Annotated in this window: 11 protein-coding genes and 2 pseudogenes; 4 read left to right on the forward strand and 9 right to left on the reverse strand. The window is 63.5% G+C overall.

Annotation, left to right across the window (positions count from 1 at the left end; translation table 11 throughout):
- Positions 1–34 precede the first annotated feature (34 nt).
- Positions 35–2,560 carry a PepSY domain-containing protein gene (locus tag AC09SL_RS19550; protein ID WP_193034298.1) on the forward strand — a complete coding sequence of 842 codons (2,526 nt, stop codon included), beginning with the start codon at positions 35–37 and terminating at the stop codon, positions 2,558–2,560.
- A 152-nt stretch (positions 2,561–2,712) separates the two neighbouring features.
- Here AC09SL_RS19550 and AC09SL_RS19555 read toward each other — a convergent pair whose 3' ends face one another.
- The 4 genes from AC09SL_RS19555 to ptsP form a co-directional block, all read right to left on the reverse strand.
- A complete protein-coding gene (locus AC09SL_RS19555) occupies positions 2,713–4,254 on the reverse strand; it encodes an alkaline phosphatase D family protein (RefSeq protein WP_058542936.1) in 1,542 nt (513 codons plus the stop codon).
- Between the two features lie 97 nt (positions 4,255–4,351).
- Positions 4,352–6,094, reverse strand: a complete 1,743-nt coding sequence (locus tag AC09SL_RS19560; RefSeq protein ID WP_058542937.1) for a PTS fructose-like transporter subunit IIB — start codon at positions 6,092–6,094, stop codon at positions 4,352–4,354.
- A gap of 14 nt (positions 6,095–6,108) precedes the next feature.
- Entirely contained in the window at positions 6,109–7,050 is a 942-nt protein-coding gene (gene pfkB, locus AC09SL_RS19565; RefSeq protein ID WP_058542938.1) for a 1-phosphofructokinase, read from the reverse strand.
- A complete protein-coding gene (gene ptsP / locus AC09SL_RS19570) occupies positions 7,050–9,914 on the reverse strand; it encodes a phosphoenolpyruvate--protein phosphotransferase (RefSeq protein ID WP_064107095.1) in 2,865 nt (954 codons plus the stop codon). The genes pfkB and ptsP overlap by 1 nt, the downstream gene beginning before the upstream one ends.
- Before the next feature lie 288 nt (positions 9,915–10,202).
- Here ptsP and cra point away from each other — a divergent pair, with 288 nt between their 5' ends.
- On the forward strand, positions 10,203–11,198 hold the full coding sequence (gene cra, locus AC09SL_RS19575; RefSeq protein WP_058543951.1) for a catabolite repressor/activator: 996 nt from the start codon (positions 10,203–10,205) through the stop codon (positions 11,196–11,198).
- 20 nt (positions 11,199–11,218) lie between these two features.
- Positions 11,219–11,995: a TatD family hydrolase gene (locus AC09SL_RS19580; protein WP_058543952.1), complete on the forward strand. Its 777-nt coding sequence runs from the start codon at positions 11,219–11,221 to the stop codon at positions 11,993–11,995.
- A gap of 120 nt (positions 11,996–12,115) precedes the next feature.
- Here AC09SL_RS19580 and AC09SL_RS19585 read toward each other — a convergent pair.
- The 5 genes and pseudogenes from AC09SL_RS19585 to AC09SL_RS19605 all read right to left on the reverse strand — a co-directional run.
- Positions 12,116–12,688, reverse strand: a pseudogene (locus AC09SL_RS19585) (methyl-accepting chemotaxis protein); the annotation flags it as partial.
- 333 nt (positions 12,689–13,021) lie between these two features.
- Positions 13,022–14,113, reverse strand: a pseudogene (locus tag AC09SL_RS19590) (methyl-accepting chemotaxis protein); the annotation flags it as partial.
- 344 nt (positions 14,114–14,457) lie between these two features.
- On the reverse strand, positions 14,458–15,294 hold the full coding sequence (ampE, locus tag AC09SL_RS19595; RefSeq protein ID WP_058543954.1) for a regulatory signaling modulator protein AmpE: 837 nt from the start codon (positions 15,292–15,294) through the stop codon (positions 14,458–14,460).
- The gene (gene ampD, locus AC09SL_RS19600; RefSeq protein ID WP_058543955.1) at positions 15,291–15,851 is read right to left on the reverse strand and encodes a 1,6-anhydro-N-acetylmuramyl-L-alanine amidase AmpD; all 561 of its coding nucleotides are present in this window, start codon (positions 15,849–15,851) and stop codon (positions 15,291–15,293) included. Before ampD ends, ampE begins: the two co-directional genes overlap by 4 nt.
- 64 nt (positions 15,852–15,915) lie before the next feature.
- Entirely contained in the window at positions 15,916–18,129 is a 2,214-nt protein-coding gene (locus AC09SL_RS19605) for a DUF1631 domain-containing protein (RefSeq protein WP_058543956.1), read from the reverse strand.
- A 226-nt stretch (positions 18,130–18,355) separates the two neighbouring features.
- On the opposite strand from AC09SL_RS19605, the gene nadC reads away from it, so the two are divergent.
- Positions 18,356–19,204, forward strand: coding sequence for a carboxylating nicotinate-nucleotide diphosphorylase (gene nadC / locus AC09SL_RS19610; RefSeq protein ID WP_058543957.1), 849 nt, complete (start codon positions 18,356–18,358; stop codon positions 19,202–19,204).

Genomic DNA, 19,204 nt, shown 5'->3' on the forward strand with positions numbered 1-19,204 from the left:
CCGTGATGAACAGTAAATGAACAAGGCGAGCGACGTGTTGAAGAAAACCCTGTTCCAGTTGCACTGGTTTTTCGGCATCAGTGCCGGACTGGTCCTGGCGTTGATGGGCGTTACCGGGGCTGTGGTGTCGTTCCAGGATGAAATCCTGCGGGCCTTGAATCCGCAAGTGCTGATGGTCGAGAAGCAGCCGGCCGGCGTCCTGCCGCCCGCCGAGCTGGTAGAGCAGATCGAAGCCGCCGCCGGCAAGACTGTCGCCATGCTCTGGGTCGAGACCGACAGCGGTAACGCTGCGCGGGTGATCTTTGCGGCGCCTGCTGGGGAAAAACGTGGCGCCGTGCGCTATTTCAACCCTTACAACGCACAGTTCATGGGCGATGTGACGGGCCAGGACTTCTTCGGCCTGATACTCAGGTTGCACCGCGTCCTGACCCTGGATGATGTCGGTCGGCAAATCACCGGTGCCTGCACACTGATCCTGGTGTTTTTCTGCCTGTCCGGGCTGTACCTGCGTTGGCCGCGCCAATGGAAAAGCTGGCGCGCCTGGCTGACCCTCGACTGGGGGAAAAAAGGCCGCAGCTTCAATTGGGACCTGCACTCGGTGGCGGGCACCTGGTGCCTGGTGTTCTATCTGTTGGCGGCCCTGACCGGGCTGACCTGGTCCTACGAGTGGTACAACAAAGGCGTGACCCGCCTGCTCTCCGATTCACCGAAAGAGGAACGGGTGCGCAATCGCGGCCCGGTGCCAAGCGGCCCACTTCCCGTGGCCGATTACCGGGCCATGTGGAGCAGCATCTACAGCGCTGCCGGCCCCGGACTGTCGGCCTATAACGTGCGCATGCCGCCCGTGGCCGGACAACCGGCGACCGTGTTCTACCTGCTGAAAAACTCGCCCCACGACCGGGCGCTGAACCAGCTCACCCTCGACCCGGCCACCGGCGTTGTCAGCCGACACAGCCGCTACAGCGACAAGAGCCTCAAGGCGCAGTTGCTGACCAGTGTCTATGCCCTGCATGTCGGCAGTTACTTCGGCCTGGTCGGGCGGATCCTGATGACCGTCGCCGCACTGACCATGCCGCTGTTCTTCATCACCGGCTGGTTGCTGTACCTGGACCGTCGCCGCAAGAAGCGCCAGGCCAGAAACGCCCGCCAGGCCCTGAGCGCCAACCCGGGCAATGCGCCGGCCTGGCTGATCGGCTTCGCCAGCCAAAGCGGTTTCGCCGAGCGACTGGCCTGGCAGACCGCCGGCCAACTTCAGGCCGCTGGCTTGCCCGTGAACGTCCAGCCACTGGCCAGCGTTCGTGAGCAGGACCTGAACAACGCTACCCACGCGCTGTTTGTCGTCAGCACCTTTGGCGACGGCGAAGGACCGGACAGCGCCCGCGGTTTCGAACGCAAGGTGCTGGGCCAGGCCTTGAGCCTGGAGCGCCTGCAGTATTCGGTGCTGGGCCTGGGCGACCGGCAATATGAACACTTCTGCGGCTTCGCCCGGCGCCTGCACGCCTGGCTGGCGGAACACGGCGGCAAGACCCTGTTCGCGCCAGTGGAAGTGGACAGCGGCGACCCTTACGCCCTGCGTCACTGGCAACAGCAATTGGCCGAACTGACCGGCCAGGCGCCATTGGATGCCTGGCAAGCGCCAAGCTTCGAGAACTGGACGCTGAGCCAACGCACCCTGCTCAACCCCGACAGCAGCAGCTCGGGCGTGTACCTGCTGGGCCTCACCGCCCCTGGCCCGAGCAGTTGGCTGGCCGGTGACCTGGTGGAAATCCTGCCGCGCAATGACCTGTTGGCCATCGAACATTTGCTCGACGGGCTCGGCCTCTCCGGCCACGCGCGCGTACAGGTCGATGGCCTGTCCCAGAGCCTCGACCAGGCCCTGGCGACCCGCCAACTCCCGGAAAACCGTGCCCACCTGGTCGGCCTGCATGCCCAGGCACTGGTGGATGCCCTGGCGCCGCTGTCGATACGCGAGTACTCCATCGCCTCGATCCCGGCCGACGGTGTGCTGGAACTGATCGTGCGCCAGGAACGTCACGCCGACGGCAGCCTCGGCGTCGGTTCGGGCTGGCTGACCGAGCACGCACCGTTGGGCAGCGCCATCAGCCTGCGGCTGCGCCGCAACAGCAGCTTCCATCTGCCGGCCCAAGGCGTGCCGATGATCCTGCTGGGCAACGGCACCGGTCTGGCCGGCCTGCGCAGCCTGCTCAAGGCGCGCGTCACCGAGGGCATGCAGCGCAACTGGCTGCTGTTTGGCGAGCGCAACCGCGAACACGATTTCCACTGCCGCGATGAATTGCAGGAATGGGTGACCTCGGGCGACCTGGAACGCCTGGACCTGGCCTTCTCCCGGGATCAGAAGCAGAAAGTCTACGTCCAGGACCGCCTGCTGGAATCAGCCGCGCTGCTCAAGCAATGGCTGGCCGACGGCGCGGTGATCTATGTCTGCGGCAGCTTGCAGGGCATGGCATCCGGGGTGGATCACGTGCTCAACAACGTGCTGGGGCGCGAGGAAGTGGAGCGGCTGATCGAGCAGGGTCGGTATCGGCGGGATGTCTACTGACAAACGCCCATCTTTAGTACCCCTGTGGGAGCAAAGCTTGCTCGCGATAGCGGACTGTCAGCCAGCCATTTATTGACAGATGTACCGTTATCGCGAGCAAGCTTTGCTCCCACAGAGGCTTCTCCCACAGAGGTTCCTGGCACGACTGACAGTCAAACCGGCTGCAACTTCTTCTCGAACACCGCCACACCTTCCAGGTCCCGCAGCACCACGCTCATCTCCCCGCTCGGCCCGTCGATGTTCACTTCGCCAAAGAACTGATACCCGGCGAACGGCGAGGTGTTCTGGGCCGGGGGGGCTTTTTGGAACACCACTTCGGGCCCAAAGGTCTTGTCCAAGGCGTTGGGCCCGAAGCTGCCCGCATTGAGCGGCCCGGCGACGAACTCCCAGAACGGTTCGAAATCCTGGAACGCGGCGTGTTCGGGGTGGTAGTGATGGGCGGCGCAATAGTGGACATCGGCGGTGAGCCAGACGTAGTTGCGCACCTGATGCTTGCGCAGGTAGCCGAGCAGTTCGGCGATCTCCACTTCACGGCCCTGGGCTGCGCCCGGATCACCGTTGGCCACCGCTTCCCAGCGCGGCACACCGGGGCTGACCTCGCCATCCGGCACACCGAGGCCGATGGGCATGTCGGCGGCAATGACTTTCCATTGGGCACGGGACTGCTTCAATTCGCGCTTGAGCCAATTCAACTGTTCACGCCCCAGGAACGGTTTGGCCGCGCCAAGGTTGGCGTCGTTGGCTTCACGGTAGCTGCGCATGTCCAGCACGAACACATCCAGCAGCGGCCCGTAACCGAGCTTGCGGTAGATGCGTCCGCCGCCATCGGCCTTCTGCCGGCGCATCGGCGCGTATTCCAGCCAGGCCTGTCGCGCGCGCCCCACGAGGCTGTGGATATCCTGGGTCTGGTAGCGCTCGTCCAGTTGCTTGCCCGGCGACCAGTTGTTGACCACCTCATGGTCGTCCCACTGCCAGATCTGCGGCACTTCGGCGTTGAAGCGACGTACGTTTTCGTCCATCAGGTTGTAGCGATAGTTGCCGCGATACTCATCCAGAGTCTCGGCGACCTTGCTCTTGGCTTCGGTGGTGAGGTTGCGCCAGACGCGTCCACCCTCGGCGGTGATTTGCGCCGGCACCGGGCCGTCGGCGTAGATGGTGTCGCCGCTGTGGATAAAAAAGTCCGGCAGGCGCAGGCGCATGGCTTCGTAGATGCGCATGCCGCCGATGTCCGGGTTGATGCCGAAGCCCTGGCCGACGGTGTCGCCGCTCCAGACAAAACGGATGTCGCGCTTGAACTGCGGCACGCTGCGCAGGTGGCCCAACCAGGGTTCGCTGGCAGCACCGCTCTGGGCGTCTTCGAAATGCACCCGGTAGAAAATTGCCTGGTCGGGCGGCAGGCCGGTGAGTTCGACCCGGGCGGTGAAATCGCTGCGCGAATCGACCATGGGCGAGACGAAGCGACGCGGATTGCTGAACTTGCTGCGGGTGTCCCACTCCACCACCATCCGCGCCGGACGGTCGCTGCGGCTCCAGATCATCGCCCGGTCGCCCTGCAAGTCGCCGGACTGCACACCGTCGGTGAGCACCGGCCGATCCTTGACCGAAGCCATCACCGCCGGCGCCAGCCCCGGCAACAACAACCCCGCCCCCACGGCTTGCATCACACGACGGCGGCCCAGGTCGAATTCGCTCATGGTGTTCTCCCTTGAAATGGGAAAACTTAAGCATGGCTCTGTGAAGTGGGTGTGACAGGAACTCATGAACACCCACAGTAGGCAAAGCAGTGTGATCTCAGGCCTTGGCCGGCTCCAACGCCATCTCCACCACCTCAGGCCGCTTGAGCAGCGCATACGCCACCCCCGTCAGCAGGCTCCCCGCTACGATCGCCAGCAGGTACAACAGCGCATGGTTGATGGCGTTGGGGATCAGCATCACGAACAGACCACCGTGGGGGGCCATGAGCTTGCAGCCGAAGTACATCGACAGCGCACCGGTCAGCGCGCCGCCGGCGATGCTGGCCGGGATCACCCGCAGCGGGTCCTTGGCGGCGAACGGAATCGCGCCTTCGGAGATGAAGCACAGCCCCAGCACCAACGCAGCTTTACCGGCCTCGCGTTCGGTCTGGGCGAATTTGCGCCGGGCGATGAAAGTGGCGATGCCCAGGCCAATGGGCGGCACCATGCCGGCGGCCATGGTCGCGGCCATCGGTGCATAACTCTGGGAAGCCAGCAGCCCCACCGAAAAGGCGTAGGCGGCCTTGTTGATCGGCCCACCGAGATCGACGCACATCATCGCCCCCAGCAGCACGCCCAGCAGGATCGCGTTGGTGGTACCCATGCTGTCGAGGAAATGGGTCAGGCCTTCGAGCATGCCTGCCACCGGTTTGCCGACGATGTAGATCATCACCAGGCCGGTGATCAGGCTCGCCAGCAGCGGGATGATCAAGATCGGCTTGAGTGCTTCCAGGCTCTGGGGCAGGCGTGCGTAGCGGTTGATCGCCTTGGCCACGTAACCGGCCAGGAAACCGGCGATGATCCCGCCAATGAAGCCGGCGCCCAGGGTGCTCGCCAGCATCCCGCCGATCATCCCCGGCGCCAGGCCCGGACGGTCGGCGATGGAATAGGCGATGTAGCCGGCCAGCAGCGGCACCATCAATTTGAACGCGGTGTCGCCGCCGATCTGCATCAGCGCGGCCGCCAACGTGCCGGGCTCCTTGAAGGCGGTGATGCCGAATACAAACGACAAGGCGATCAACAGACCACCGGCCACCACCATCGGCAGCATGAACGACACGCCCGTCAGCAGGTGCTTGTAGACGCCGGTCTTCTCCGACTTGGCCGCAGCGCCGGCAGCGCTCGAGGCGCTTTCCTGGCGACCTTCGACCAGCGCTTTGTTCAGCGTCGCTTCGGCCTGTTTCAAGGCGATGCCCGTGCTGCAGCGGTAGATCTTCTTGCCGGCAAAACGCTCGGTGGCGACTTCGATGTCGGTCGCCAGCAGCACCACGTCCGCCTCGGCGATGGCCTCGGCGCTCAACGGATTGCGCGCACCGACCGACCCCTGGGTTTCCACTTGCAGGTCGTAGCCGAGCTTCTTCGCCGCCTGCTGCAATGCCTCGGCGGCCATGAAGGTATGGGCAACGCCCGTCGGGCATGCGGTGATGGCAACCAGGCGCGGCGCACGCTCGGTCGACACCGCCGGCACTTGCTCCACGACATCCGAGGCAAGAAGAACCTCGGCCTCTTCGGCGCCGCGGCGCAGCACCGCATCAACATCCTGGAGGGCCAGGGCCGGGGTGCTGCGGAACAGGCGTTTGCCGACGAAACGCGACAGGTCCACCGGGCCGCTGGCAACCAGCAAGACCCACTCGGCTGCTTCGAGGGTCGCCGCCGACAACTGGCGTTCCGGATGGGCCGCGTCATGGACTTCGACACTGGTGCTCCAACCCTGGCGCTGCGCCGCGGCGTCCAGCAGGCGGGCACACAACACACTGGTAACCATGCCGTTGGGGCAGGCCGTCACAATGGCTAGTTTCATTCTTGCGAACCCTCTTATTGTTCTGTCAGGGGGCGCACGCGCACGCCCTGTTCAAGCGACGCCAGCAACGCGGTGTCGTGGATGCCAAAACCGATCTGCGTGACCGCCATGGCGGCGATGGCCGTGGCGGTGCGCAGCGTCTGCTCCGGGGTGTCGGCGCTGAGCAAGCCGTGCAGCATGCCCGCCAGCAGCGAATCCCCGGCACCCACGGTGCTGGCGACGCTGACCTTGGGTGGCGAAGCATGCAGCGCCGTACCGACACTGAACCAGTTCACGCCATCGGCACCGTGGGAAATCACCACATGTTCGACGCCCTGGGCATGCAGGCGCTGCGCCGCTTGCGCCTGGGCCAATTCGCTCACCACCTCGCAACCCAGCGCGTCGGCCAACTCCTCGGTGTTCGGCTTGATCAGCCACGGCCCCGCCGCCAGGGCGACGCGCAAGGCTTCGCCACTGGTGTCCAGGGCCACGTTCAGGCCGAGGGTTTTCAAGCGCATGATCAAGGCCTGCAACCACTGCGGGCTGACGCCCCGAGGCAAGCTACCCGCCACCACGACCACGTCGTGACCGGGGGCGATTTGCTCAAGGCGCGCCAGCAAGGCCTGCTGAGCGGCTTCATCAACCACCGGGCCCGGGCCGTTGAGGTCAGTGATGCGCCCATCCTGCTCGGCCAGTTTGATATTGCTGCGGGTTTCGCCGGGAACACGGATAAAGGCGTCGACAAAACCACGCTGGGCAAACAGCGTCTCAAACACCTGGGCATTGTCTTCGCCCAGAAAACCACTGACCGTCAGCGTATGGCCGAGATCGGCCAACACTTGGGCCACGTTCACGCCCTTGCCGGCGGCGTGGGCGTGCATGGCGTCGCTGCGGTTGACCTGGCCCGGCTCCAGGCGCGCCAACTCTACCGTGAGGTCGAGCGCCGGGTTGAGGGTCAGGGTAAGAATCTTCGCCATTACAGCGCCTCCACTAATGCGCGCACGTCATCGGCGCTGCCCACGGCCAAGGCCTCTTGGGCCAAGGTTTGTACTTGCGCCAGGCTCAATTCGCGGACCCGCGCCTTGACCTCGGCAATGCTGCGGGCCGAGACGCTCAGTTCGTCCACGCCCAGGCCCACCAGCACCGGCACCGCCAGCGGGTCGGCCGCCAGTTCGCCGCACACGCCGACCCATTTGCCATGGGCATGGGCGGCGCGCACGGTGATGTCGATCAGTTGCAGCACCGCCGGGTGCAAGCCATCGGCCTGGGCCGAAAGGGTCGGGTGACCACGGTCGATCGCCAGGGTGTATTGCGTCAGGTCGTTGGTGCCGACGCTGAAGAAGTCGACTTCCTTGGCGAGCACCGGCGCCAGCAACGCGGCGGACGGCACTTCGATCATGATCCCCAGTTGCAGGTCCGCCACGGGAATTTCCTGGCGCAGGCGTTCGGTCATGTCCCGGGCCTGGCGCCATTCATCGACGCTGCCCACCATCGGGAACATGATCCGCAATGGGCGGTTGTCCGCCGAGCGCAACAGGGCACGCAGTTGCGCTTCCATGACCTGCGGACGCTGCAAGGTCAGGCGAATGCCACGCACGCCCAGGAACGGGTTTTCTTCTTTCGCGATCGGCCAGTACGGCAGCGGCTTGTCGCCGCCCACATCGAGGGTGCGCACCACCAGCGGTCGACCGGCCAGGCCGTCGAGCACCTTGCGGTATTCGGCTTCCTGGGTCGCTTCGTCCGGGGCCTCGTTGTGGGCCATGAAAATCAATTCGGTGCGCAACAGGCCGATGCCCTCGGCGCCCTGCTCCACCGCACTGGCGACACCGGCGCTTTCGCCGATGTTGGCAAACACTTCCACGGCATGACCCTCACGGGTCTGCGCCGGTTCGTGGCGCTGCTGGGCAGCGACCTTGAGGCGCTGCTCGCGGGTGTCGCGTTCCTCGGCAGCCCGTTGCAAGGTGGCGGCGTCAGGGTCCACGTGCAGGCGACCGCGCTGGCCATCCAGCAACAAGGACGTGCCCGGCGCCAGCAGCAACACCGCCGTACCGGCGCCCACCAGCGCTGGAATGCCCAAGGCCCGGGCAACGATGGCGCTGTGGGCGGTGGCGCCGCCACGGGCGGTGAGAATCCCCGCCACCCGCGTCGGGTCCAGGCGGGCCACATCGGACGGGCCGACTTCGTCCATCACCAGGATGTAGGGTTGATCGGGTTCGTTCGGGGTTTCGACGCCACACAGTTGCGCCAGCACACGACGGCCGACGTCGCGCAGATCGGCGGCACGTTCGGCCAGCAAGGCGTCCTGCAAGGCTTCCTGTTCTTTCGCGGCAGCTTCAACCACCCCCATCCATGCCGCTTGCGCACTCTCGCCCAGCTTCAAGCGGGTGTCGACTTCGTCGCTCAGCTCCGGGTCGTCGAGCATCTCCTGGTGGGTGATGAAGATCTCGCGGATGGCCTTGGCCTTGGCGCGTTCGATCAGGCCTTGGATATCGCGGCGCACCTGGTTCAAGGCGTTTTGCAGGCGCTCGCGCTCGATGGCCGCCGACTCACCGCGCAACGGGTAGTCAATGGCCTGCAGCACTTGGATGTGGGCCGGGCCGATGGCGATGCCCGGGGCGGCGGCGACGGCCTGGATCAGGCTGCCGGATTCGGGCGCCAGCACGACAGTCGCCACTTCGGCAATTACCGTTTCCCGCGGTGCACTCGGCGGCGGCAGCGGTTCGACGTCTTCGCCAAGGCCTTCTTCGATGGCCGCCAGCAGTGCCGGCAACGCATCGGCGGCAATGCTCGGCTCGGCGATGAATTCCAGGACCTGGCCGCGACGGGCGCCCAGGCTCAACAGCTTGCTCAGGCTCTTGGCCGACACCGCGCTGTCCTGGCCGTCGACGATGCGCACGCGGATCTCGCCTTCGAAGCTTTTCGCCAACTGAGCGAGGATTTTCGCCGGGCGTGCATGCAGGCCATGGGCATTGGCCAGGCCGATGCGCGCGCTGGGCCAATCGGCGGGCAGTTCGCCGCCGAGCACTTCCAGCACCTTGCGGCTGCTGGTGGCGCGACCCAGTTCGTGGCCTCGGCCTTCGATCAGCAAGGCGCAGAGCCTTTCCAGCAAAGCCTGGTGAGCCTCGCCGAGGCTGGCGAGGCAGAACAGACCGCTCAACGGTTGACCCAGGTAACGGATGGGCTTGTCCGGCGTGACGAACGCCAGGCCCGGACGCTTGACGGTCTGTTCACTGTGCAGCCACCACAAGCCATCGCCCAGGGGCAGCGCATCGACTTGCTGCAACACCCCGGCAAAGCCATTGCTCACGCAATCGGCCTGGCGCAGCAAGCGGGCGCCACGCCATACCAGCTCTTCAAAATCGTCCGCCGACACACCCAGACCGATCATCTGGGCATCCAGGGCCAGTTCCTGCGGCGCGCCTTGCAGCAGCTTCAGCAAGGCTTCGGCGGAACTGGCACGGCGCAGGGCCTGGCCCAGGTCAGTCTCGCCGAGGGCGCGGGTCAGCAGTTGCAGCAGGCGCAGGTGTTCATCGGACTTGGCCGCGATACCGATCGCCAGGTAGACGATCTGACCATCGCCCCAGTCCACGCCCTCCGGGAATTGCAGCAGGCGCACACCGGTTGAATAAACCAGGTCGCGGGTCTGCGGGGTGCCGTGGGGAATGGCAATACCTTGGCCAAGAAAGGTCGAGCCCTGGGCTTCACGAGCCTGCAAGCCGGCGAGGTACCCCTCAGCCACCAAGCCATCGGCCACCAGTTTGTCGGCGAGCAGTTGCAGTGCAGCGTCTTTATCCACAGCCGTCTGAGCCATGGATATCTGCTCTAGAGTGAGCTCGAGCATGCTTTCTCCTTTTTGGCGTCCGGTTGGCGCCAGGTATTGTTTTGAATGAATCAGCTTAGCGTTGCAGGATGATTTTTGGCGTGATCACGGCAGAAGGGCCAAAAATCCTGCTAGCCTTGAAAATACGCTTGCTGAAACGTTTAATCTAGAAAGATTGGCACGTTACTCGATAATCTCTCATCCTTGAAGTGCAACTTGTCGTAAGCGTTTGGACGGTGACCGTCAGCTTGAATCGGGTAGGATGGCCCTTATCGTCGGGGCTAACTCGAAAAAACAAGGAAAACCGGGTTGAAACTCAGTGATATTGCCCAACTGGCCGGTGTGTCCGTGACCACCGCCAGTTACGTCATCAACGGCAAGGCCGAACAACAACGCATCAGCAGCGCCACCGTCGAACGGGTGCGGGCGGTGGTCCAGGAACACGGCTTCACGCCCAATCCCCAGGCCGCCGGGCTGCGCAGCCGACACACCCGCACCCTGGGCTTCATCCTGCCAGACCTGGAAAACCCCAGTTACGCACGCATCGCCAAGTTGCTGGAACAAGGCGCACGGGCCCGAGGCTACCAGTTGCTGATCGCCAGTTCCGACGACGCCCCCGACAGCGAACGGCAACTGTTGCAGTTGTTCCGTGCCCGCCGCTGCGATGCGCTGATCGTCGCCAGTTGCCTGCCGACCGGCGACGACAGTTACCAGCAACTGCAGGCCAAGGGCATTCCGATCATCGCCATCGACCGGGTCATGGACCCTGCGCGGTTCTGCTCGGTGATCAGCGACGACCGCCAGGCCAGCCTGCAACTGACGCGTAGCCTGCTGCAAACCCACCCTCGGCAAATCGCGCTGATCAGCGCTCGTCCCGAGTTGAGCATCAGCCAGGAACGCACCGCAGGTTTTCGCGAAGCACTGGCCGGGTTCGAGGGCCAGGTGCTGATCGAGCATGGCGAGTCGTTCAGCCGTGAATGCGGCCGCCAGTTGATGGATGAAATGCTCGCACGCCTGGGGCATCTGCCCGATGCGCTGATCACCACGTCCTATGTGCTGCTGCAAGGGGTGTTCGACGCCCTCCACGATTTCCCGCTCAAGTCGCGGCCGTTGCGCCTGGGCACGTTTGGTGACACGCAGTTGCTGGATTTCCTGCCGCTACCGGTCAATGCCATGTCCCAACAGCACCAACTGATCGCCGAAAAAGCCTTGGAACTGGCCCTGGCGGCCATCGAAAACGATGACTACCAGCCAGGCGTGCAGGCCATCGCGCGGACGTTCAAGCAGCGTATTCACCAGGGCTGAAGCTTCTTCAGGATTGATGCATGGAGTTGATCGATACCCACACCCACCTGGATTTCCCGGACTTCGACGCGGACCGCCCGGCACTGCTGGCCGAAAGCCGCGCCTTGGGCGTGCGGCAAATGGTGGTGCTGGGTGTGTACCGGGACAACTGGCAGCGGGTCTGGGACCTGGTGCAAAGCGACCCGGACCTGCATGCCGCGCTGGGCCTGCACCCGGTGTATCTCGACCAGCATCGCCCCGACGACGTGGCGCTACTGCGCGAGTGGCTGAGCCGCCTGGCCGGGCACCGGCAATTGTGTGCCGTGGGGGAAATCGGCCTGGATTACTACATCCCGACCCTGGACCGCGAACGTCAGCAGAGGCTGTTCGACGCACAACTGCAACTGGCGGTGGAGTTCGAACTGCCAGCACTGATCCACGTGCGCCGCAGCCATGCCGACGTGATCGCGACCCTCAAGCGCACGGGGCCCAAACGCGCAGGGATCATCCACGCCTTCGCCGGCAGTTTTGAAGAGGCCCGCGAGTACATCAAGCTCGGCTTCAAGCTCGGCCTGGGCGGTGCCGCGACCTGGCCCCAGGCCTTGCGCATGCACCGTGTGCTGGCGAAATTGCCGCTGGACGCGGTGGTGCTGGAAACCGACTCCCCGGACATGGCCCCGGCGATGTTCCCCGGCCAACGTAATACGCCGGCACATTTGCCTGCGATTTGTGAGACGTTGGCCGGGATCATGGATATCAGCCCAGAACGATTGGCCGAGGCCAGTACCAGCAACGCCCGAACATTGTTCAACTGGTAAAAAACCTGTGGGAGCGGGCTTGCTCGCGAAAGCGGAGTGTCAGGCAACCTATTTGGCGACTGATGCACCGCTATCGCGAGCAAGCCCGCTCCCACATTGGATCTGTGGTGGGCCTAGGAACTACACCCGAAACGCATTGATCAACTGCTTGAGCACCACCACCTGGGCGGACAGTTCGCGGCTGGCGTCTTCGGTCTGGTGGGCACCTTCGGCGGTGCGTTCGCCGGCGCGGTTGATCTCGACGATGTTCTGGTCGATGTCATGGGCCACGGCCGTCTGCTGCTCTACCGCTGCGGCAATCTGTTGGTTTTGGTCGACGATCATGCCCACCGCGCCAAGAATGTTTTCCAAGGCCTGCTGGACCTTTTCCGATTGACCGACCGTGCCGCTGGCCATCTCATGACTGGTGCCCATCGCCTTGACCGCGGCGCCGACACCGCCGTGCAAGCGGCTGATCATCGCTTCGATTTCTTCGGTCGATTGCTGGGTCCGCTTGGCCAGGGTCCGCACTTCATCGGCCACCACCGCAAAGCCGCGCCCCTGCTCACCGGCCCGGGCCGCCTCGATGGCGGCATTGAGGGCCAGCAGGTTGGTCTGCTCGGCGATGCTCTTGATCACATCCAGCACGCGACTGATGGCCTGGCTGTCGGTCGCCAGTTGATTGATCACCTGCACTGACTGATCGATCTCGCTGGCCAGGCGGGCGATGCTGCCCTGCTGGGATTCCACCAGCCCGCGCCCGCTGAGGGTTTCGTCGTTCACGCTGTGGGCACTGCTCACGGCGGCGGCGGCACTGCGGGCAACCTCCTGGGCCGTGGCCGACATCTGGTTCATCGCCGTGGCCACCAACTCGATCTGGCTGCGCTGCCCAGCGACGGCCTGGTTGCTGCGGGCCGATACCGTTTCCACCTGCCCGGCCTGGCGTTCGACTTCAGCAACGGTGCGGCCGACCTGCTCGATCAGGTCATGGATCTTCGCCACCGTGCCGTTGAACACTTCGCCCAATTCACCCAGCTCATCCTTGCTGCGGGCGACAAAATTGACCGTCATGTCCCCCGCTGCCACCTTGTCCATCATCTGGCCCAGGTGCTGGAGGGTGGTGCGGGTCGACGCGTAGAAACCCGCGTACAGGTAAAAAATCAACAGGAACACCAGCACCAACGCCACGGCTTGCAGCACCATGTGGCTGCGATTCTGCTCCAGACGCTGCTGCAACTGCACGCCGAGAAAAGTCTGGGTCGCCTCGTTCAGCCGATAGGTCTGCTCCATCAAGCCACTGACCTGCTCAAAGAATGCCGGCCACGGCGCATCGAGGGTATCAGCCATCACCACCTGCTCCTCGATCAGCTCCGAGGCTTTCTTGAGCGTGCTCTTGCTGCCGTCGGCCTGGGCGGCCAGGGTTTGTCCGGCAGCCTGGCTGGAGCCGAGGGCGTCCTGCAGTTTCAAGTCGTACTCGCCCTGGAGCTTTTCGATCTGCCCCAGCAACTCGTCGAAACGGGTGCTCGACGCCGAATTGAGAAACCCCAGCCCCAACGAGGACGCGCCCAGCGCCCGGCCTTCGCCGAGGATCTGGGTGACCTTGGGGGTCGTGCCGATGATCAGCTCACTGAGCTGGCGGATATCGCTCTGGTTGTCGCGGCTCAGCCCCGCCTGGCTGGCGATGATCTGGCTGAACATCTGGGCGCTGTTGAGCAACTTGCCAATCAGTGCACTTTTGCTCTGCAGGGATCTTTCGGCCTGCTGGGCCTTGAAAGCACCGATCATCTCGTCGCGCTTGGCATCGAAGGCACTGATCTGCTCAGGTTCGACGGCCATGGCGACCATGCCTTGCAGCCGCGCGAGGACCTGTTGCTCCAGGCTGCCGATCTTCGCCTCCACATCACCGGCCTTGCCGGACTGGCCCAGGCTGGCATTGATCTGCACCAGGTTATTGAGGGTTTCCAGGTCCCGGCGCAGGATCAGGCTGCTGCCCAGCAGGTCGAGGCTTTGCAGCTCCACTTGCGTGCCCTGGAATTCCCGATAGGAATCGCGCACCAGAAAGAAGTTGGTCACCAGCATGGGCAACAGGAACAGCACGCTGATCAGGCTGAACTTCATGCCGAAGCTCAGGCGGTTCATCAGCGCGACGGCGGGCCAGAGCAAACTCTTCACTAGGAAGCCTCCCGGTAGTGTTCTTATTGTTATGGGCTCGCGCACGGAGAGAGCAGAAAGCCACTATTCGGGCGCTGCTCCTGTATAGCCTAAATCGGCGGAGAGATTTGTAACTTAAGGTTAACGGTGTAGGAACTGTGGAGCTGTGTAGGAGCTGTCGAGTGCAACGAGGCTGCGATCTTTCCAAAAACACTTGAATCTCAAGCGAAAGATCAAAAGATCAAAAGATCAAAAGATCGCAGGCTTCGCCAGCTCCTACAGAACCGAGCGCAAGCAAGCTCTCGCCACAAAAGCTCCTAGGCCTACATTGATCAGGCCAACACCGTCCACAACGCAAACCCGGCATACCAGAGCACCGCCGCACGCAGCAGCAACTCCCAGAGGCGGTCCAGGCTGTTGATGCCGTCCGGTCCGGCGACGGGCCTGGGGATCTCGCCGGCCACCAGGCCGACTTTGTCGATGAGAGCGGCGGCGCTGATGTTCCAGTTCAATAGCTCATGCAGCATGACCCGGCTCACCGCGACGAAATTGCCCACCAGGGCGAAGCTCGCCGCCAGCAACCGCACCGGTACCCAATCGAAAGCATGGCGCATTTGCGCGGCCCGCTCGGCCACGCCGGGGTTCTGGCTGTGCTCGGCGGCCAGCGCCAGCAGTCGATAACTCAGGGCCGCGACCGGGCCCAACAGGAAGTACCAGAAAATCACCGCGAAAAAGCTCTGGTAGGCCTGCCACAACAAATGCCCCTGGACCCGCTCCAGCAACTGCTCGCCATCATCGGCTTCAATGTCCAGGTCGCGCTTGGCCACGTGGGCCGCCGCTTGCAGGTCTTCTCGACGCCACGCGTCGCGAAACGGCCCGAGGCCGGCCAGCAGATCGCCGCGTCCCAGGCTGTAAATCACCACCAGCAAATGCACCGGCAGCGCCAACAGACCGTAGGCCACCGGTTCCAGCACCCACAGCAGCAACGCCAGCAGCGCCACAGGCAGCAGGACCAAAATCGTCAGCACCAGCCAGGGTCGGTTGATCCAACGTGGGCTCGCCTCGAGCTTGTTCAGCTCGTGCAGCCAACCGCCGTCGCGCTGGACCCGCTGGCGCAAGGCCGAGAACTTCTCGATCCAGACGGCCAGCAGCAACACCAGAAAACTCATTGTCCTTCCCCTTCTGTCAGGGCCGCGCGATAGCGCACCCAGTCGAATGCCGGTCCCGGATCGGTCTTGCGCCCCGGTGCGATGTCGCTGTGCCCGCAGATACGCTGCACTGTGATCGCCCTGAACGCCGCTTGCAACTGCCGGGTCAGGTCCACCAACGCGGCATATTGCGCGTCGGTAAACGGCAGATCATCCGTGCCCTCGAGCTCGATGCCCAGGGAAAAATCATTACAGGTCTCACGCCCCTCGAAGCACGAGACACCCGCATGCCACGCGCGATCCAGACAAGAGACAAACTGGGTCACGGCGCCGTCACGCTCGATCAGAAAATGCGCAGAAACGCGCAGGTCAGCGATACCGACAAAGTAGGGGTGTTCCGTGACATCCAGACGATTCTGGAAGAACTCCTGCACCTTGCCCGTGGCGAATTGTGCCGGTGGCAGGCTGATGTTGTGGATCACCAGCAGGGAGATTTCGCCTTCCGGGCGCGCATTGAAGTTGGGCGATGGACAATGACGCACCCCCTCGCACCAACCGCTCGCGGAGTCCAACTGCATACAGGTTCCTTCGATGACGACGGTGAATGCCGTCAGTATGCCGTGATCGGGCCGGGCTGCGCGATCACTTGCCGCGATTGAGCTGGCGCAGATTGCCCAGCACCGACTCCAGCGCACGGTCGAACAACAGGGTGTCGTCCAACAGCCGCGCCGCTCCCCGGCGAAATTCCAGGGCCAGGCTGGTGCGACTATGCTCCAGCACCTTGAGGCCGGTGCGATTGACGAAAACATACTTGCCGGTGGCCTCGATGATCGCCGCCAACTTGCAGCGCAGGGTATTGTCATCGTCCTCCTGGAACTCGACCCAGCTCCCCAGGTGCAACTGGTCGACCTGCAGCAGGCCCACATCATCCGCCGGCAAATGCACCGCCACGCTCTCCCCCGTCGTTTTTTGAGGGGGACGCAAGACGATTTTTTCCCGCACCTCGACCATGACCGGTGAAGTGAACGACTGGGCCTGTTCCGTCGCTTGGCCCATGCGCTCGAGCGCCTGCACATGCAGGACTTCCAGCTCACTGAAAAAATCGCTGGTGGCGAACGGATCGAACGCCGAGCGACTCAAGCCTTCACGCAAGGCCTTGAGCAGTTCGGGCACCATTGCCAGCAAACGCAGGCCGGCATCGGGTTCGTCGTGAGGCTGGACGCTCCAGATCAATTGCTCCAGGGTCAAGACGTCGGCCTGCCACTCGGCGGAATACTTGCCATGCTTGAAGCACGTCAGCAGCAACACTTGGCTCCAGGCGTGTTGCACGAACTCCACCACGGCTTGCGGCAAGACTTTGCCCAACATCACCTGGTTCAGCGCCCCTTCGACGCGATGGCGCGCCAGCTCGGCCTTGGCCCGGCCCTCTTCGGCATCGCGGATACGCTGTTCGAGCAGCTCACTGCGGCGCCGCTCATCACTGGTGAAGGCCAGAAAGTCGGCCAGCAGCTCGGAGAAAATCGCCGGGTCATCGACAAAATCATTCAATAAGCGCTGCACCACCTGCTCGATGCGCAGGTAGAGGCTGTCGCGCTGATGATCGTCGCAATCGCCCCAGCCCATGGCCGCGGCCGCGATTTCGTTCAGCAGTCGCCGGGCCGGATGATTGCCACGGCTGAAGAAACTCTTGTCCTGCACCGCGACCTTGAGCATCGGGATTTGCAGGCGGCCGATCAGGGCCTTGAAGGAGTCCGGCAGGTTGTGATCGTCGAGGATGAACTCGAACATCATCGAGATCAGGTTGATCACATCTTCATCGGCGCCTTCGACCACGCGAGACTTGCCACTGCGCACGCTGACCCGGGTCAACAGTTGTTCGAGCTGGCTACGCAAATCGAACTCGTCGTGAACAGTAGGCGCCGGCACGTATTGCTGCAAATGAGAGAGCAGCCGCAGCAGGTCACGGGTAGAAATCGGCTGGGGCGGCACGCTGGGCTCCAGGGTCGGCGCCACAGTGCCCCGCACCTGCATCAACAGTTTCTGCAAGGCGGCGAACACTTCCTGCACGCTGTCATCGACCTCGTCATCGCCGGGTTTGGCAGCGATCTCCGAGTTCGGCCGGGGAGTTTCCTCAGGGCGATCCGACGCCCGGCGCGCCAACGTGACCTTGAGCTCTGGCAGGATGCCTGTGGCGGCCAGCAACTGGTTGGCCTCAGTATAGAGTTGGTCGCAATCGCTGAGCACATAACGCTCGAACAGCTTGAGCAGGATCAGCTTGACCTTGATTTCCACACCCAGGTTGCGCCCGGCCTGCAGGAACTTCTCGCACAGCAGCGCCGGACTCAGGGGATTGTGCTGATTGGCCAGCGGGCGGGCCAACAGCACGCCGAGCCGGGCCGTCAGTTGTTCCAGCGACACGCCATCGCGCCGAAGCACCCGAGTGACCATCGCCTCGACCGCCAGTTGTCGCTCCAGCTCGTCCTGGGACCGCTGGATGTGGCTGTCTGGCGCCAGGTTCGGCGCCAGGCTGGCGTGGGTCTGGTCGTATTGGGCGAGGTTGACGAAGGTCTCGAAAAACTGCTCGATAAACTCACGTTCAATGCTTTTGCGCTTCAGGCGCAGGTCCCGCATGGCCTCGAAGTACAGGTTCTGCTCGACGTCGTCGCGCGCCCGGTCGGCCATTTCAAACAAGGTGTCGTCGGCGTTATCGAACAGCCCTTGCAAACCCAGGCGCAACTGCTGGGCGGCCTTGTCGCGAACCTGAAGCAGAATCACAGGCAGGCGGGCGAGCGGCGAGGGATTCGCCTGATCGGTAGCGACCTTGTGCAAAGGCACTACATTCCCGTCGTTGTGCATCCTGGCCTCCTGAAGCGGCTTTCTTCGGTTCGCAACGTCAAAGTCATGACGTCAATCGAAAGGCGGATTATCAGGTAAAAGAACCCCGTCGCACCAGCACACTCTGTGATCCATCTCGAAATACGGCGCAATAAGTGACCGGGGAAATGAGGAAATGTTGCGAGGACGCGACCAAATGCAGGTTTCGACACCCTATAATCAGGCCACTTTGTTTGTGGAGCCCGTTATGCCGAATCTACGCCTCGCCGATCTGACCGCCGAAATCGAAGCCAACGTGCGCCGTGCGTTGCTTGAAGACATCGGCAGCGGCGACATCACTGCGCAACTGATCCCCGCTGAACGCCTGGCCAAGGCCACCATCATCACCCGCGACGCGGCAGTCATCAGTGGCACGGCCTGGGTCGATGCCGTATTCCGGCAACTGGACCCGCGTGTCGCGGTGCATTGGCAAGTAGCCGACGGCGAACGGGTCAAACCCGATCAAGCGCTGTTCCACCTGGAAGGTCCGGCCCGCTCGCTGCTGACCGGCGAACGCAGCGCGCTGAACTTCCTGCAAATGCTTTCCGGCGTTGCCACGCGGGCTCGTTACCTGGCCGACTTTGTCACCGGTACCCAGGTCAAGCTTCTGGACACTCGCAAGACCCTGCCCGGGCTGCGTCTGGCCCAGAAGTACGCGGTCACCTGCGGTGGCTGCCACAACCACCGCATCGGCCTGTACGATGCCTTCCTGATCAAGGAAAACCACATCGCCGCCTGCGGCGGGATCGCCCAGGCCATCGCTGCCGCCCACAAGATCGCTCCGGGCAAACCGGTGGAAATCGAAGTCGAAAGCCTGGCGGAATTGAAAGAAGCGCTGGCGGCCAACGCCGACATCATCATGCTCGACGAGTTGAGCCTGGACGACATGCGTGAAGCCGTACGTCTCAATGGCGGCAAGGCGAAACTGGAAGCCAGCGGCGGGATCAACGAAAGCACGTTGCGCCCGATTGCCGAGACAGGGGTGGACTACATCTCGATCGGCGCAATGACCAAGGATGTGAAGGCAGTGGATCTGTCGATGCGCTTGAGCCTCTGA

It is taken from the genome of Pseudomonas sp. PF05, from assembly GCF_056521845.1.